We start from the raw sequence: 15,236 nt of genomic DNA, 5'->3' as shown, positions 1-15,236 counted from the left end.
CGGGTTCAGCCCAGATAAGAACGCATATTCCGTTCTGCAATCACCCGCCGGGGCAGAAAAATCGTTCTGCGGTGTGGCGGAAAGGCCGCGCTAATGCCGCTTCGCCGGTTTCGTCGGCTTCTTGGCCGCCGCCGCCGGGGCGGAGTGCGCGGGCGGCTCGTCGGCGACCTTCGCGACCAGCAGGATCTGCACCTGGTTGTTGGCCGGCGCGTTGGGGCGGGCGGGGTCGAGCAACTGCTCCTCGCCGAGCCCGACCGACTGCAGGCGCTTGGGCGCAATCTTGAAGGTGTTGACCAGGATGTCGCGGATCGCGTCGGCGCGCCGCTGGCTCAGGATCACGTTGTTCTCGCGCCGGCCCGTCGATTCGATGTGACCGACGATCAGGAAGGTGTACGGCAGCAGCGAGGAGTGGGTCAGCGCATCGGCGATGCGCCCGACGGTCTGGTAGGAGTCCGGCAGCACGATCGGCGTGTCGACGTCGAACTGGATGTCGGCATTGAACGCCGGCAGGTTGTTCAGGTCGGGCGCGATCGGCGGCCGCTTCGAGGGAGGCGGCTCGTTCTTCGAGCGCGACTTCGATCGTTCGGCAACCTGCTGGCGTAACGCCGGTACGTCGATCTCGGCGGCCGTGTCGAAATGGTTCAACTTGGCGATGACGTCATCGCGCGTGACGGCGGTCTGCGCATGCGCCGGCGCGAGCGGCATCGCCACCAGGGCCAGCGTGCCGAGCAGGCCAAGATCGCGCAAGCCTCGGCGCATCATTGATACCCCGCGTCATTGATCGCCTGGGCGCAATTGCGGCTGAGGCCCTTGGCGCTGACAAGGCAGGGCACCGATTTGCTGGTCTCCTTGGTCGAGCCGCCGCACACCTTGACGATCTCGCGGGTGCATGCGTTGGCAACCGTCACGCGCGCCGCGATCCGCTTCTGGATCGCATCGAGGGTGGAGAAGTAGCTCTCCTTGCACTGCGGCGAGATCACGTCGCGGTTGCGCGACAGGCACTCCTTGAGACGGTTGGAGTCGAGGTTGACGCCGCGGCAATTGGCGGTGATGTCGGCGCCGCAGGCCTTGGCGAGCTGCGCTGCGGAATCGCCAAAGCTGATCGTCTCCGCGACCGCCAGCGACGGCGCAGTGAGCGCGACGACAAAAAGGAAAAACCCACCCCGGACCATGGAGCCATCTCAACCCATGAATTCAACTGGGGTCAAGGGCTACGAACAGAGAAGGCTGTTCTGTCACGCGCGCTCCACAAAGCTGTCGACCACCTTCTTCTCGCCGGCCTTTTCAAAGGCGATGGTCAGCTTGTTGCCGTCGATCTTCACCACATGGCCGTAGCCGAATTTCTGGTGAAACACCCGATCGTCCAGCGAAAATTCCGACGTCGTGCCGGTGGATTTCGCCACCAGCTCGCCCTCGATCACCATGGGACCGCGCTTGGCGCGACTGAAGCCTTCGGACGAAAAGGAGGATTGCCGCTCCTCGAAGCCGCCGCTACGGCCACCGCCACCGCCACCGCGGCCGCGGTTGGCCTGGGCGCGCTGCCAGCCGGGGGTCGAATAGCTCGAGCCGAATGATTCGAGGTTGTCGAAGCGCGAGGCGCCGTAGCCGCCGCTGCCGCCCCAGCCCGATCCGCCCTTGGATTCGGTGATCTCGACATTGTGCGCCGGCAGCTCGTCGAGGAAGCGCGACGGAATCGTGGTCGACCAGGTGCCATGGATGCGACGGTTGGTCGCGAAATAGATCTTGGCGCGGCGGCGGGCACGGGTCAGCCCGACATGGGCGAGGCGGCGCTCTTCCTCGAGCCCGGCGCGACCCTGTTCGTCCAGCGTGCGCTGGCTCGGGAACAGGCCTTCCTCCCAGCCCGGCAGGAACACGTTGTCGAATTCGAGGCCCTTCGCCGAATGCAGCGTCATCAGCGACACGGCTTCGTCGCCGGCCTCGCCATCGCGGTCCATCACCAGCGAGATATGCTCGAGAAACCCTTGCAGGTTCTCGAATTCCTCCATCGACCGCACCAGTTCCTTGAGGTTGTCGAGCCGGCCCGCGGCGTCGGCCGAGCGGTCCTTTTGCCACATCTCGGTGTAGCCGCTCTCGTCGAGCACGATCTCGGCGAGCTCGGTGTGAGAGGTAACCTCGCGCTGGGCACGCCAGCGGTCGAATTGCATCACGAGATCGCGCAAGCTTCCGCGTGCCTTCGGCTTCAGCTCGTCGGTCTCGACCACGGCGCGCGCCGCCTCGAACAGCGGAATGCGGCGCTTGCGGGCATGGTCGTGCAGCAGCTGCACGGTGGCATCGCCAAGGCCGCGCTTCGGCACGTTGACGATCCGCTCGAAGGCGAGATCGTCGGCCGGCGAGTTGATGGTGCGCAAATAAGCCAGCGCATCGCGGATTTCGGCGCGCTCGTAGAATCGGGGGCCGCCGATCACGCGGTAGGGCAGGCCGAGCGTGACGAAGCGGTCTTCGAACTCGCGCATCTGGAACGAGGCGCGGACCAGGATTGCGACGTCGTTGAGGTTCTCGCCGGCGCGCTGCAGCTCCTCGAGCTCCTCGCCGATCGCGCGCGCTTCCTCTTCCGAATCCCAGGAGCCGGTGACGGTGACTTTCTCGCCGTCGACATCCTCGGTGCGCAGCGTCTTGCCGAGCCGGCCCTCATTGTGCGCGATCAGATGCGAGGCCGCGGCCAGGATGTGACCGGTGGAGCGGTAATTGCGCTCGAGGCGGATCACCTTGGCTCCGGGGAAATCGTGCTCGAAGCGCAGGATGTTGTCGACCTCGGCGCCGCGCCAGCCATAGATCGACTGGTCGTCGTCGCCGACGCAGCAGATGTTTCGCGGAGCCTGAGGTTCACCGTCATTCCGGGGCGCGCTGCTTGGCGCGAACCCGGAATCTCGAGATGAGTCCTCTTTACCTCTGGATTCCGGGTTCGCATCTTCGATGCGCCCCGGAATGACGCGAGAGTCGATTGGCCCCGGAATGACGTCGGCGAGCGCGCGGCCCGGCCGCGACGGCGCCTGCGACAAGAGCCGCAGCCACAGATACTGCGCGACGTTGGTGTCCTGATATTCGTCGACCAGGATGAACTTGAAGCGGCTCTGGTATTGCCGCAGCACGTCGGGATTTTCGCGGAACAGTCTGATGTTCTCGAGCAGCAGGTCGCCGAAATCGGCGGCGTTGAGGATCTTCAGCCGCTCCTGATAGGTCGCGTAGATCTTGCCGCCCTTGCCGTTGCCGAACGAGGCGGCCTCGCCCGCCGGCACCTGCGAGGGCGACAGGCCGCGGTTCTTCCAGCTGTCGATCAGTCCGGCCAGCATTCGCGCCGGCCAGCGCTTGTCGTCGATGTTCTCGGCCTGCAGCAGCTGCTTCAAGAGCCGCACCTGGTCGTCGACGTCGAGCACCGTGAAATTGGATTTGAGCTGCACCAGCTCGGCATGGATGCGCAGGATGCGGCCGCCGATCGAGTGGAAGGTGCCGAGCCACGGCATGCCCTCGACCGCTTGTCCCAGCATCTGGCCGAGCCGCAGCTTCATCTCGCGCGCCGCCTTGTTGGTGAACGTCACCGACAGGATTTCCTGCGGGCGCGCGCGGCCCTGGCTCAGGATATGCGCGATGCGCGTGGTCAGCACCCGCGTCTTGCCGGTGCCGGCGCCGGCGAGCACCAGCACGGGACCATCGAGCGTCTCGACCGCCTCGCGCTGCTCGGGGTTGAGGCCGTTGAGATATTGCGGACCGGCGGCCGCCCGCGCACGCGCGGCGATGCCGCCAGCCGCGGGCTGGTGCTCGGGAACGCCGTGATGGGGCAATTTGCTCGGCTCGGTCATTGGCGAATCGTCTCGGCCCCACGATGGCACCGCGGGACGGTGAAGGGGAGCCTTCTTAACAGGGATTGAAGGCCATATAGGACCTGATCGGCCGTTTTGACAGGTTTTATCCCGCGCGGCGGGAACGGTTTTGGCAGCAGTCAACCGCGAGCTTGGTTCCTGAAATCGGCGAAAATTTCGCGGTTTCGGGCTCAGGAACCAGCGTTTCGCTGCTGGTTTGTTTCCTCAAGCTATGGCGCCGGGCGAGAGGCGGCGCGAGGAAACCAAGCAGAGGTTTGATCATGTTGAGCTGGGTCGTCACATTCCTGGTCATCGCCCTGATCGCGGGCATTTTGGGCTTTGGCGGCATCGCCGGCGCCTCGATCGAAATCGCCAAGGCGATCTTCTTCATCGCCATCATCCTGTTCCTGGTGTCGGCGGTGGTCGGATTGGTGCGCGGCCGCACAAGGGTCTAGCGAGGCGGCTTTCTTCTGACGCGTTTTCTTCACGCGATCCGGCGGCCACTTCGCTGGAAATGTTACTTCTTCGAGGGCATCGCCACGTTGCGGCCGATGCCCTCGGGACGCGGCACACCCGCATAGCCTTCCAAGATGGCGCGGGTGCGGGCGCGGATGTCAGGCGGAAACGGCGCCACCTTGCGCGCCTCCATGTCGATGTGCAGCGTGAGGTTCTCCGAGGTCGCGGACAGCCAGCCCTCGGTGGCATGGCGCAGCTCCTCGAATGTATGCAGCCGCTTCTCGTCGGCGCCGAGCAGGAACACCGAGACCTGCACGGGATCGCCGAGGTGAATTTCCCTGATGTAGCGGACGTGGCACTCGGCAGTAAAGGTCGAGCAGTGCCGCGCCTTCATGTAGGCTGGCCCGATGCCGAGCTGCAGCCACATCTCGTCGATGGCGCGGTCGAACATCACATTGTAGTAGGCCATGTTGAGGTGGCCGTTATAGTCAATCCATTGCGGGTCGATCTGCATCACGGAAGATTTGAACGGGGCTGGTGGAAGCGGCATCTCGTTCGTGGCAGTCGCTGACGTCATCTTCCATCCCCGGTTCGTTGGCGTGCGAGCATGAACTTTTCTGTGGCTCCCGCGACCACTTTTTCAAGTCAGGCTCTCTTGACCCCTTATACAAGCTTTGCCACGGTCGGCTAAAGCCGGGAGGAAAATTGACGTGGCGACAACGATTTCGAGCAATGTGACGCGACCTGAGCCGAAGGCCCTGAAGCGCGCGATCGACGCGCTGGCGGCGCGGTTCGGCAACCGGCTCGTCACATCGCAGGCGGTGCGCGAGCAGCACGCCCATACCACCACATGGCTGCCGAACCAGCCGCCGGACGCGGTCGTGATGGCGCAGGAAACCGCCGACATCCAGGACGTGGTGCGGATTTGCGCGGCAAACCGCGTGCCCGTCATCGCGTTCGGGACCGGAACCTCGCTCGAGGGCCAGGTCAACGCGCCGGCGGGCGGCGTCTGCATTGATCTGCGCGACATGAACAAGGTGCTGGAGGTGCATGCCGAGGACCTCGACTGTGTGATCCAGCCCGGCGTAACGCGGAAGGCGCTGAACGAGCATCTGCGCGACCAGGGCCTGTTCTTCCCGATCGATCCCGGCGCCGATGCCTCGCTCGGCGGCATGACCTCGACCCGCGCCTCCGGCACCAACGCGGTGCGCTACGGCACCATGCGCGAGAACGTGCTGGCGCTGAAAGTGGTGCGCGGCGACGGCGAGATCATCACGACGGGCACCCGCGCCAAGAAGTCGTCGGCCGGCTACGATCTGACGCATCTGTTCGTCGGCGCCGAGGGGACGCTCGGCATCATTTCCGAACTGACCATCCGCCTGCGCGGCATTCCCGACACGATCGCGGCCGCCGCCTGCTCGTTCGACACGGTGCGCGGCGCCTGCCAGGCCACGATCCTCGCGATCCAGACCGGCATCCCGGTCGCCCGGATTGAGCTGCTCAATGCCGCGCAGGTCAAGGCCTGCAACAGCTATTCCAAGCTGTCGCTGCCGGAGACGCCGCTGCTGCTCTTGGAATTCCATGGCAGCGAGGTCGAGGTCGCCGAGCAGTCGAAGAACTTCCGCGACATCGCCGCCGAATGCGGCGGCGGCGACTTCACCTGGACCACCAAGCCGGAAGACCGCACCAAGCTGTGGCAGGCCCGGCATGACGCCTACTGGTCCGTCAAGGCGCTGCGCCCCGGCGACAGCATCGGTGTCGTCGCCACCGACGTCTGCGTGCCGATCTCGCGGCTTGCCGACTGCGTGACCGAGACCGAAGAGGATCTGCAGCGGCTCAATCTGCTGTCGCCGATCGTCGGCCATGTCGGCGACGGCAATTTCCACTGCTCGCTGCTCTGCGACGTCAACGACAAGGACGAGATGGCGCGCGGCGAGGAGTTCATGCACCGCCTGGTCGAGCGCGCGCAGTCGATGGACGGCACCTGCACCGGCGAGCACGGCATCGGCCAGGGCAAGCAGAAATATCTGAAGGCCGAGCTCGGCCCCGAGGCGCTCGACGCGATGCGGGCGCTGAAGCAGGCGCTCGATCCGCAGAACATTTTCAATCCCGGAAAGATCGTTCCCGCCGTCTAACCAGTCGGATATTCCTGCCACGGACCTTGCGATGTGGTTGTTCAACAAGACCAGGCGGAAGGATATCTGGGACGTTCCGGTCGCGCAGCCGCTCGGCGACATTGAGGCCGCGCAGAGGATCCGCGCGATCTGCCGCGATGCCGCCGGCTGCGCCGAGGCGGTCGGCTCACCCGACAAGCGTTCAGCGAAGAACCAGCAGATCGAACGCGATCGCTACGAGCGCGCCGCCAAGGTCGCGATGGAGACCGCGATGAAGATCTCCGACGAGCTGGTGCGCGATTCCGCCGTGCGCGAGATCGTCAGTCTGTGCATGAAGGCCAACAACATCAAGACGGGGCGGGCGCTGTTCCGCGCCATCCATGCGGGCTCGATCAAGGCGGAGGTGCTGAAGGAGCATCCGACGCTGGAGCAAGAGGCGGGATGAGGGGTCCGTAGCCCGGATGGAGCGCAGCGCAATCCGGGGTTCTATCGCGTGTTGATAGACTGTCCCGGATTACGCTTCGCTTCATCCGGGCTACGCACCGCTGGCCTCGTCAGTCTCTAGCCCTGGCCCAGCGTGCGGACGGCTTCATCGACGCTGCGGAAGACGTGGTCCCTCTGCAGGACATCGTAGAGATCAAACCGCTCGAATGCGTCCTGCGCGCGGGAGGATTCGAGCCGCGCCACCGCCACCGTCACGCCGTCGTCGCGGCATTCGCGAAACAGGTCGCGCAGCGCCTGTGCCGCCGTGAAATCGATCTCGATCATGCCGCTGGCCTCGATCACCAGCAGTTTCGGCTTGGGCGTTGCGTGGCCGATGGTCTTGAGCACGCCGCCGTGAAACCCTTCCGCATTGAGGAATGACAACGGCGCCTGCAGGCCGACGACGGCAATTCCGGGCTTGCGCTCGCCGGCGACGTGCGGACCCGTCGGCCACCAGATCGTGGTGCCGGGCACATGGACGAATTCCACCAGCTGGCCCCGCGTCGTGGTCCAGATGCCGTGCAGCAGCGACAGCGCGATGCCGACGGCGACGCCTTGCTCGATCGGCAGCACGATGATCGCGGCTGCCGTCGCCACCACCAGCAGGAACTCATAGAACGACTGGCGGAAGATCGTGATGATCTGCTTCACGCGGATGATGCGCAACGCCACGAACAGCAGCACGCCGCCGAGCGCCGCGTCGGGCACGTGCTGCAGCAGCGTCGCGCCGAAGGCGAGCAGCGCGAGCACGATGGCCGCAGCAAACAGTCCCGAGAGCTGCGTGCGTCCGCCGGTTTCGGACACGATGCCGGTCCGCGGCGGACTGGCATTGACGGGGAAAGCGCCGAACAGGCCGGCGAGCAGGCTGCCGGCACCGGCGCCGAGGAAGTCGCGATCGACATCGGCCGGCTTGTCCGGATCTGACAGAAACGAGCGCGTCGTCGCCGCGGTCTGCACCATGACGACGATGGCGATCAGGATCGCCAGCGACAGCAATTTGATCCATCGCTCCGGCGCGATGTCCGGAAGCGATGGCTTTGGCAGCGACCCGGGCACGATGCCGACCACCTTGACGCCCTTGCTTTCGAGATGGCCGGCGATGACAGCGATGGTGGCGACGACAAGGCCGATCAGTGCGCCCGGAATCCGCGCGCTGATCTTCTCCGATCCGGCAACCAGCGCCAATACGCCAAGGCCGATCGCCAGCGTGTAGGCATTGGTCTGGCCGATGTTTTCGGTGAGGACCCCGAGCTTGTAGAGCGTCGGCCCGTCCGGCGTGGTCAGGCCGAGCACGCCGGGCAATTGCGAGACCAGGATGTGGACGGAAATGCCGGCGAGGAAACCGACCGTGACCGGCGTCGACAGCAGATTGGCGATCCAGCCGAGCTTGAACAGGCCGCCGGCGATCATGATCGCGCCGACCATCAGCGCCAGGGCCATCGCCAGCGACTGATAGTCGGGCGAGCCTGCGGTCGCCATCAGGGCCAGGCCGGCCGCGAAGATCGGCGTGATGGTGGAATCGGCGCCGCAGGACAGGAAACGGTTGGCACCGAGCATCGCAAAGCCGAGCGAGCCGGCCATGAAGGCGAAGAAGCCAATCTGCGGCGAGAAGCCGCCGAGCCGCGCGGTCGCCATCTGCTCGGGGATCGCGATCGCGGCGAGGGTCAGCCCTGCGATCAAATCTCCGGGCAAATTGCTCGGCTGAAAGCCGGCCAGCGAGCGGAAGATCGGCCAGCTGGCGCGCGTCGCGGGGGGGTGGGCCATCGGTCTCCGACTCATCTGGCGGCGAAGGGACCGGAATAGTCGGCCATCGCGTGGCCAAAAGCCAGCGGACGCGGGTGTGCAGGCGCGAAGAGTCAGCCGATATTCTGCAGCGCCGGGAAGGTCTCCAGCAGCCAGACGCTGACGCCGGACACCGCGCCGGTCAGGAAGCCGATGCCGGTGACCACCATCAGCACGCCCATCACGCGCTCGACCGTGTCGAGATGGCGCTTCATCCGTGCGAACAGCGAAGAGAACTGCTTGACCATGAAGGCGGCGAGCAGGAAGGGGATGCCGAGCCCGGCGGAATAGACCGCGAGCAGGCCTGCGCCCTTGGTCACGGTGGCCTCCGCGGCTGCGATCGAAAGGATCGCGGCGAGGATCGGGCCGATGCAGGGCGTCCAGCCGAACGCGAACGCGAGGCCCATGACATAGGCGCCCCACAGCCCGACCGGCTTGGGCGCCGTGAGTCGTCCCTCGCGCATCAACAGGCCGATCCGGGTGATGCCGAGGAAGTGCAGGCCCATGATGATGATGACGATGCCGGCGAGGATGGAGAGCTCGGCCGACCAGGCCCGCACCAGCCCGCCGACAAACGACGCACTGGCGCCGAGCGCGACGAACACGGTGGAGAAGCCGAGCACGAACATCAGCGCCGCCGTCATCACCGCGCGCTTGGAGGCGGCGGTGTCGCCGTCCTGGTTGACCTGCTCGATGGTCGCACCGGTCAGGTAGATCAGATAGGGCGGCACCAGCGGCAGCACGCAGGGCGACAGGAAGCTGACTAGGCCGGCGATCAAGGCGGCCGGTATCGAGACGTCGTGCATCAAGGGACCTTCGCAGAATAACCGTTCTGTCTTGGCGTCTACGCCGCCAACAATCCAGAAGTTTCGTCGCTAAAGCCTTCAACTATGGTCACAGGCCCGTGTCCGGCGCACCGGCGGGAACGGCACGACGGCGCCGCGCGTGAAAGGCGGCCAAGGTTTGCCAGCTCGCGGAAAATGGCGCTATCGTTCGCGGATTGCGCGGCCGATCCACGGGAGAGCTGCATGAACGAGCACGATTTCGAAAGCCAATTGAAGACCGACGGTTTCCAGGACATCGAACATCAGAAGCTTGATCCGCGGCCCGGCAAGGGACGGCACCGGCATCATTTCGAGATCCGCGGCCTGGTGATCTCCGGAACCTTCGTTGTCAGGCAAGCCGGCGAACCCGTCGCCTATCGCTCGGGGCAGGTATTTTCCGTTGCCGAGGGCGAATTGCACGATGAGTGGATCGAGGCCGAAGGCGCCCACGTTTTGGTCGGCCGGAAGTTTGGCAGGTCCTGAAGAGCTAATGACGCGGTCGAGTGCGAACCTGCGTCCACACCACAACTGTCATCGCCCGGCTTGACCGGGCGATCCAGTACGCCGAGGCCTCTCGGCTCAAGCACTGCCGTCTCTGGAATACTGGATCACCCGCTTTCGCCGGTGATGACACCGGTTGTTTGACATGTTGAGTCGAGAGCCCTCCTCACTGTCGTCCCGGCGAAGGCCGGGACCCATGACCCCAAATGCTGCTAGTTGCGCGATGCTGGAACGACGAGTCCCACCGGCAACATCCGCCGCGGCGTAGGGGGCCTGGCTTTCGCCGGGACGACGATGTGGAGAGACAGGTGCGCTTATCACCGCTTCCGCTTATCCCGCGCCGCCGGCGTCTCGAATTCCCGCCCCCGAATCCGCACCAGATCGTCGGCGGAATGCGCCAACAGCACCACCGTCGCTTCGCGCGCCGCTTCGGCATCGCCGGCGACGATCGCATCCAGCACCGCGCGGTGCTCGCGCAGCGCGCGCGGGCGGTGCGAGCCGGGGGCGGCGATCGTAAAACTCTGGCGCAGGGTGATCTCGAACATTTGCGCGATCGGCCAGAAGAACTCGTTGCGGGTCGCGAAATAGATCGCCTGGTGGAACGCGATGTCGGCGGCGACGAAGTCCTCGTTGGTCGCGGCGGCGTCCATGCCGTCGCAGCCGGCGCGGATGCGCGCGATGTCGTGTTCCCCGGCGTGGATCGCCGCGAGCGCCGCCGCCGCCGGCTCGACCGCGGAGCGCAGCTGGAACAGTTTGGCCAGGTAGCGATCGATCTCCGCGGTCTCGAGGTGCCAGCGCAGTACGTCCGGATCGAGCTGATTCCATTGCTCGGGCGGCCGCACCCGTGTGCCGCTCTTGGGCCGCGACTCGATCAGGCCCTTGCCGGTCAGGGTGCGGATCGCCTCGCGCACCACGGTGCGGCTGACATCCATCATCTCGCAGATCTGCATTTCCGGCGGCAGCGTCTCGCCGACGCCGATCTCGCCGCGCACGATGCTGCTGCCGACCCGGTCGGTGACCTGGCTGTGCACGCTCCGGCGCAACGCGTTGGATGTCTGGAACATCGGAAGCCTCGCTGGGGTTGGTGCCTGCGCCGCCGCCGAGCCGCGCTCTTGCACAACCGCATTTCATTTGTCATACATTATGACAAATAGTCTGCCAAGCTCGCGCCAGCCAGCGTCGCAGCCACAACAACGATCCGTTCCTGGGGAGGAGCATCATCATGACGTCGATGCGCGTGAGCCGCCGTATTGTCTTGCGGTCATCGGTCACTGCTGCGGCGTGGCTTGCCGCAGCGCCCGCCATCATCGGCCGCGCGCAGGCTGCGACCATGAAGATGCGGTGCTCGTCGTCGCTTCCCAACGACGCCAAATACGCCAACGGCCGCGTCTATTACGACAATCTGGTCAAGAGCCTGAAGGCGAACGGGCTCGGCGAGCAGATCGAGGTCACCTTCTTCCCCGACAACCAGCTCGGCCAGGAAATCGACGTCATCAACTCGGTGAAGCTCGGGGTGATCGACCTGATGGTCTCGGGCTCGTCGATCTCGGCGAACCTCGTGCCGCTGGTCGGCACGTTCGACCTCGGCTACCTCTTCACAAGCTACCAGCAGCAGACCAAGGCGTTCGATGCCGGCGCCGCCAAGCCGATCGAGGATGCACTGCTCAAAGGCGGCAATATCCGCATCATCGCCTGGGCCTATAATTTCGGCGCGCGCAGCGTGCTGGCGAAGAAGCCGGTGAAGACACCGGAAGATCTCGCCGGCCTGAAGATCCGCACCCTGCCCAACCCGATCATCACCGAATGCCTGCGCCTGATGGGCGCGGCGGCGACGCCGCTGGCGTTCGGCGAGATCTACACGGCGCTGCAGGCCGGTGTGCTCGACGGTCTCGAGCATGATCCGCCGACCATCCTCGCCAGCAAATTCTACGAGACGTCGAAGAATTACGCGCTGACCCAGCATATCTTCTCGCCGCTCGCGGTCTATTTCAGCGACACCACCTTCAACCGCATGGATCCCAAGCTGCGCGAGGGGTTCCTTGATGCCGCGAAGACGGCCGCGGCCGAGACCCGCGCGCACGGCCTCGCGGTGGAGAAGGAGGCGCTGGCGTCGCTGGCGGAGAAGGGCGTGACGGTGGTCGAATGCGACAAGGAGGCGTTCCGCAAGCGCGTGCTGCCGCAGACCGACAATTTCATTAAGGCGCGGCCCGAGGCGAAGGCCGTCGTCGATCTGATCCGTTCCACCCAGGCCTGAGGTCGGCATGTCAGTCGCCGCAGTCGCGACGAGAGGCAGCGGTGAACGGATCACGGCGCCGCTGCTCGCCATCAGTGACGCGATCGCCGCGATCCTGCTCGCCGCCGATCTCGTCGTGGTCTGCATCTCAGTGCTGGCCCGCTTCCTGTTCAATGCGCCGGTCGAATGGTCCGACGACGTCGCCCGCGGCCTGATGGTCGGCTCGAGCTTCTTCGGCGCGGCCAGCGCACTCGCACGCAGCGAGAATCTCGGCGTCGCCTTCTTCGTCGACATGCTGCCGCCGGCCGTGCGGCGGGTCGTCGACGCGGTCGGCGCGCTGCTTGTCGCCGTCATTGCCGCCTATGTCGCGTTCAACGCCATCAAGATGGGCTGGCTGACCACCGGCCAGACCTCCGGCTCCGGCTTGCCGCTGGAGTGGACGTTCTATCCGATGGGCGTCGGCGCCGCGTTCATGACGGTGTTCGCGTTCGAGACGTTCTGTAGCCGGCCGTTGCGCGATATGGTGGCCGGCATCATCACGACGGCGGTCATCGTCGGTCTCTATCTGGCCTGGGACGCATTTGCGCCGTCGTCGGTGCCGTCGTCGCAGACGCTGATGCTGATCGGCTTCTTCCTCACACTGTTCGGCGGGCTGCCGATCGGCTTTGCGCTGGCGCTGGCGGCGCTGATCTTCATCTGGGTCGAGGGCACGCTGCCCGGCGTGATCTTCGCCCAGCAGATGGCGCGCGGCATCGACAATTTCGTGCTGCTGGCGATCCCGTTCTTCATCCTGGTCGGCTATCTGATGGAAGCCAACGGCATGTCGGTCCGGCTGATCGAGCTGTTGCAGCGCGCGGTCGGGCGGATGCGCGGCGGGCTCAACGTCGTGATGGTGATGTCGATGGTGCTGTTCTCCGGCATCTCGGGCTCCAAGATGGCCGATGTCGCAGCGGTCGGCTCGGTGCTGATCCCGGCGGCGCGCCGCTCGCGGCAGAATCCGGGCGGCGCCGTGGCGCTGCTCGCCGCCTCCGCCGTGATGGCGGAAACCATTCCGCCCTGCATCAACCTCATCATCCTCGGCTTCGTCGCCAATCTCTCGATCGGCGGCCTGTTCGTCGCGGGCATGCTGCCGGCCGCGCTGATGGCGCTGGCCCTGATTGCGGTGTCGATCATCTTCGGCAAGCGTCCTGCCTCGAACGCGGAAGCCGAGCCACGCGCCGCGGTGTCGGGCCTGTGGAGCGGCGCGATCGCCTCAATCGGGCTGATCTTCATGATCTTCTTCGGCTTCAAGAGCGGCTTTGCCACGGCGACCGAGATCTCGGCCTTTGCCGCGGTGTACGCCATCGCGGTCGGCAGCCTGCTGTTCCGCGAGCTCGGCGTGAAGAGCCTCGCGCACTGCTTCGTGCAATCGGCTGTCCGCTCGGGACTGGTGCTGTTCATCGTTGCCGCCGCTCAATCGCTCGCCTTCATCCTGACGTTGCAGCAGGTGCCGCACGCTGTCGGCGAGCTCATGCTGGCGATCTCGGGCAGCCACGGCGTCTGGCTGTTCATGCTGCTGTCGATCCTGGTGCTGGTGGTGATGGGCTCGGTGCTCGAGGGCGCCGCGGCGCTGATCATCTTCGGCCCGCTGCTGCTGCCGGTCGCGGTCAAGCTCGGCATCGATCCGCTGCATTTCGGCGTCGTCCTCGTCATCGCGATGGGGCTCGGGCTCTTTGCGCCACCACTTGGTCTCGGGCTGTACGGCGCCTGCCTGATCGGCAATGTGCCGATCGAGCAGACCATCAAGCCGATCGCGGGTTATCTCGGCCTGCTGCTGCTGTGCCTCCTGGTGATCGCGTTCGTGCCGGCGATCAGCACGGCGCTGCCGCATGCGCTTGGCTATTAGGGGGAGACACTCATGAAGGTGCTGCTCGCCCATACACCGCAGATGCGCCGCGACTATTATGGCGAGCGCAGCCTGAGCGGCCTGCGCGCGGTCGCCGACGTCAGGCTGCACGAGGGGGACGAGGCGCTCGAGGCGGCGGCACTGGTCGAAGCCGCCGCCGACGTCGACATCATCGTCGCCGATCGCATGACCCAGGGACCCGGCGACATCTTTCCGCTTCTGCCAAAGCTGCGTGCCTTCGTGCGCTGTGCGGTCGATATCCGCAACATCGACGTGGCCGCGGCGTCCGCCGCCGGCGTGCTGGTGACGCAGGCGAGCGCCGGCTTCGTCCAGTCGGTTGCCGAGCTCGCGCTCGGCTTCATGGTTGACCTGTCGCGCGGCGTCTCCCGCGCGACAGCCGACTATCACGCGGGCAGGGCGCCCGAGGTCGTGATGGGCCGCCAGCTTGCGGGAAGCACGATCGGCATCATCGGCTATGGCAGCATCGGGCGCTATCTTGCCAGGATCGCCAGGGTGCTCGACATGAACGTGCTGGTCGCCGATCCCTTCGCGGCGGTCGAAGACGCCGCGATCGCGCATCTGCCGCTCGACGACCTGCTGGCGCGCGCCGACTACGTCGTCTGCCTCGCGGTCGCCAACGCACAGACCGAGAACCTGATCGGGCAGGCTGCATTGGCGCGGATGCAGCAGCATGCGTTCTTCATCAACCTATCGCGCGGCAACCTCGTCGACGAGGCGGCGCTGGCGGCCGCACTGCGCGATGGCCGCATTGCCGGCGCGGCGATGGATGTCGGCCGCGCCCACGACCAGATGCCGACGCCGGAGCTCGCGAAGCTGCCCAATGTGATCGCAACGCCGCATGTCGGCGGCCTGACGCCGCAGGCGATCGAGCATCAATCCTCGGAGACCGTGCGCCAGGTGGCGAAGATCGTCGCCGGCGAGATCCCTGTCGGCGCCGTCAATGCCGAGCGCTGGACGCGGCGGCCGCGGCTATGAAAGTTCAACAAGGCGCAATGCCGTCCGCGGGGCTGGACAAGAGCTTCGCATCCAGCCCAAACTTGCGCCCGTAAACGCGGCCGCTGAGCGCGCGGACAAGCAATCAACGGACGTCCCGCAACAAACGACGGGCGCCGAGAGGGA

Annotated in this window: 14 protein-coding genes; 7 read left to right on the top strand and 7 right to left on the bottom strand. The window is 65.8% G+C overall.

The window, feature by feature from the left end; all coding sequences use genetic code 11:
• Positions 1 to 90: 90 nt before the first annotated feature.
• The 3 genes from QDT69_RS13390 to QDT69_RS13380 form a co-directional block, all read right to left on the bottom strand.
• Positions 91 to 762, bottom strand: a complete 672-nt coding sequence (locus tag QDT69_RS13390) for an OmpA family protein (RefSeq protein WP_279706993.1) — start codon at positions 760 to 762, stop codon at positions 91 to 93.
• Positions 759 to 1,172 carry a hypothetical protein gene (locus QDT69_RS13385; RefSeq protein WP_279706992.1) on the bottom strand — a complete coding sequence of 138 codons (414 nt, stop codon included), beginning with the start codon at positions 1,170 to 1,172 and terminating at the stop codon, positions 759 to 761. Before QDT69_RS13385 ends, QDT69_RS13390 begins: the two co-directional genes overlap by 4 nt.
• A 63-nt stretch (positions 1,173 to 1,235) precedes the next feature.
• On the bottom strand, positions 1,236 to 3,818 hold the full coding sequence (locus QDT69_RS13380; protein WP_279706991.1) for a UvrD-helicase domain-containing protein: 2,583 nt from the start codon (positions 3,816 to 3,818) through the stop codon (positions 1,236 to 1,238).
• A 281-nt stretch (positions 3,819 to 4,099) separates the two neighbouring features.
• Between QDT69_RS13380 and QDT69_RS13375 the strand changes: the two genes are divergently transcribed.
• On the top strand, positions 4,100 to 4,273 hold the full coding sequence (locus QDT69_RS13375; RefSeq protein ID WP_279706990.1) for a DUF1328 domain-containing protein: 174 nt from the start codon (positions 4,100 to 4,102) through the stop codon (positions 4,271 to 4,273).
• Between the two features lie 62 nt (positions 4,274 to 4,335).
• On the opposite strand, the gene QDT69_RS13370 is transcribed toward QDT69_RS13375, so the two are convergent.
• The gene (locus tag QDT69_RS13370) at positions 4,336 to 4,824 is read right to left on the bottom strand and encodes a thioesterase family protein (protein ID WP_279707124.1); all 489 of its coding nucleotides are present in this window, start codon (positions 4,822 to 4,824) and stop codon (positions 4,336 to 4,338) included.
• Between the two features lie 160 nt (positions 4,825 to 4,984).
• Between QDT69_RS13370 and QDT69_RS13365 the strand changes: the two genes are divergently transcribed.
• Both QDT69_RS13365 and QDT69_RS13360 read left to right on the top strand, forming a co-directional pair.
• Positions 4,985 to 6,409 carry an FAD-linked oxidase C-terminal domain-containing protein gene (locus QDT69_RS13365; RefSeq protein WP_279706989.1) on the top strand — a complete coding sequence of 475 codons (1,425 nt, stop codon included), beginning with the start codon at positions 4,985 to 4,987 and terminating at the stop codon, positions 6,407 to 6,409.
• A 31-nt stretch (positions 6,410 to 6,440) separates the two neighbouring features.
• Positions 6,441 to 6,833 carry a hypothetical protein gene (locus QDT69_RS13360; RefSeq protein ID WP_279706988.1) on the top strand — a complete coding sequence of 131 codons (393 nt, stop codon included), beginning with the start codon at positions 6,441 to 6,443 and terminating at the stop codon, positions 6,831 to 6,833.
• Positions 6,834 to 6,949: 116 nt separating this feature from the next.
• On the opposite strand, the gene QDT69_RS13355 is transcribed toward QDT69_RS13360, so the two are convergent.
• Together QDT69_RS13355 and QDT69_RS13350 are read right to left on the bottom strand one after the other, a co-directional pair.
• Positions 6,950 to 8,635: a SulP family inorganic anion transporter gene (locus tag QDT69_RS13355; RefSeq protein WP_279706987.1), complete on the bottom strand. Its 1,686-nt coding sequence runs from the start codon at positions 8,633 to 8,635 to the stop codon at positions 6,950 to 6,952.
• Between the two features lie 92 nt (positions 8,636 to 8,727).
• Positions 8,728 to 9,459, bottom strand: a complete 732-nt coding sequence (locus tag QDT69_RS13350; RefSeq protein ID WP_279706986.1) for a cytochrome c biogenesis protein CcdA — start codon at positions 9,457 to 9,459, stop codon at positions 8,728 to 8,730.
• Between the two features lie 222 nt (positions 9,460 to 9,681).
• Here QDT69_RS13350 and QDT69_RS13345 point away from each other — a divergent pair, with 222 nt between their 5' ends.
• Complete coding sequence (locus QDT69_RS13345; RefSeq protein WP_279706985.1) at positions 9,682 to 9,960, top strand: hypothetical protein; 279 nt, start codon at positions 9,682 to 9,684, stop codon at positions 9,958 to 9,960.
• Positions 9,961 to 10,295: 335 nt separating this feature from the next.
• On the opposite strand, the gene QDT69_RS13340 is transcribed toward QDT69_RS13345, so the two are convergent.
• Positions 10,296 to 11,042 (bottom strand): FadR/GntR family transcriptional regulator, encoded by a 747-nt coding sequence (locus QDT69_RS13340; RefSeq protein ID WP_279706984.1) that lies wholly within the window; start codon positions 11,040 to 11,042, stop codon positions 10,296 to 10,298.
• Positions 11,043 to 11,200: 158 nt separating this feature from the next.
• Here QDT69_RS13340 and QDT69_RS13335 point away from each other — a divergent pair, with 158 nt between their 5' ends.
• The 3 genes from QDT69_RS13335 to QDT69_RS13325 are packed head-to-tail and all read left to right on the top strand — an operon-like array spanning position 11,201 to position 15,092.
• Complete coding sequence (locus QDT69_RS13335) at positions 11,201 to 12,232, top strand: TRAP transporter substrate-binding protein (protein ID WP_279706983.1); 1,032 nt, start codon at positions 11,201 to 11,203, stop codon at positions 12,230 to 12,232.
• 7 nt (positions 12,233 to 12,239) lie between these two features.
• The gene (locus tag QDT69_RS13330; RefSeq protein ID WP_279706982.1) at positions 12,240 to 14,096 is read left to right on the top strand and encodes a TRAP transporter large permease subunit; all 1,857 of its coding nucleotides are present in this window, start codon (positions 12,240 to 12,242) and stop codon (positions 14,094 to 14,096) included.
• A gap of 12 nt (positions 14,097 to 14,108) precedes the next feature.
• Positions 14,109 to 15,092, top strand: a complete 984-nt coding sequence (locus tag QDT69_RS13325) for an NAD(P)-dependent oxidoreductase (RefSeq protein WP_279706981.1) — start codon at positions 14,109 to 14,111, stop codon at positions 15,090 to 15,092.
• Positions 15,093 to 15,236: the final 144 nt, after the last annotated feature.

The sequence above is a fragment of the Bradyrhizobium sp. CER78 genome (assembly GCF_029846235.1).
GTDB lineage: Bacteria > Pseudomonadota > Alphaproteobacteria > Rhizobiales > Xanthobacteraceae > Bradyrhizobium.
Note: the sequence above shows the minus strand (reverse complement) of the source record. Positions and strands in the feature narration are given on the sequence as shown.

What these genes read in the sequence shown, in the direction of transcription:
- QDT69_RS13390 (WP_279706993.1), bottom strand. Translation starts at nt 762, where the DNA reads ATGATGCGCCGAGGCTTGCGCGATCTTGGCCTGCTCGGCACGCTGGCC.
- QDT69_RS13385 (WP_279706992.1), bottom strand. Translation starts at nt 1,172, where the DNA reads ATGGTCCGGGGTGGGTTTTTCCTTTTTGTCGTCGCGCTCACTGCGCCG.
- QDT69_RS13380 (WP_279706991.1), bottom strand. Translation starts at nt 3,818, where the DNA reads ATGACCGAGCCGAGCAAATTGCCCCATCACGGCGTTCCCGAGCACCAG.
- QDT69_RS13375 (WP_279706990.1), top strand. Translation starts at nt 4,100, where the DNA reads ATGTTGAGCTGGGTCGTCACATTCCTGGTCATCGCCCTGATCGCGGGC.
- QDT69_RS13370 (WP_279707124.1), bottom strand. Translation starts at nt 4,824, where the DNA reads ATGCCGCTTCCACCAGCCCCGTTCAAATCTTCCGTGATGCAGATCGAC.
- QDT69_RS13360 (WP_279706988.1), top strand. Translation starts at nt 6,441, where the DNA reads ATGTGGTTGTTCAACAAGACCAGGCGGAAGGATATCTGGGACGTTCCG.
- QDT69_RS13355 (WP_279706987.1), bottom strand. Translation starts at nt 8,635, where the DNA reads ATGGCCCACCCCCCCGCGACGCGCGCCAGCTGGCCGATCTTCCGCTCG.
- QDT69_RS13350 (WP_279706986.1), bottom strand. Translation starts at nt 9,459, where the DNA reads ATGCACGACGTCTCGATACCGGCCGCCTTGATCGCCGGCCTAGTCAGC.
- QDT69_RS13345 (WP_279706985.1), top strand. Translation starts at nt 9,682, where the DNA reads ATGAACGAGCACGATTTCGAAAGCCAATTGAAGACCGACGGTTTCCAG.
- QDT69_RS13340 (WP_279706984.1), bottom strand. Translation starts at nt 11,042, where the DNA reads ATGTTCCAGACATCCAACGCGTTGCGCCGGAGCGTGCACAGCCAGGTC.
- QDT69_RS13335 (WP_279706983.1), top strand. Translation starts at nt 11,201, where the DNA reads ATGACGTCGATGCGCGTGAGCCGCCGTATTGTCTTGCGGTCATCGGTC.
- QDT69_RS13330 (WP_279706982.1), top strand. Translation starts at nt 12,240, where the DNA reads ATGTCAGTCGCCGCAGTCGCGACGAGAGGCAGCGGTGAACGGATCACG.
- QDT69_RS13325 (WP_279706981.1), top strand. Translation starts at nt 14,109, where the DNA reads ATGAAGGTGCTGCTCGCCCATACACCGCAGATGCGCCGCGACTATTAT.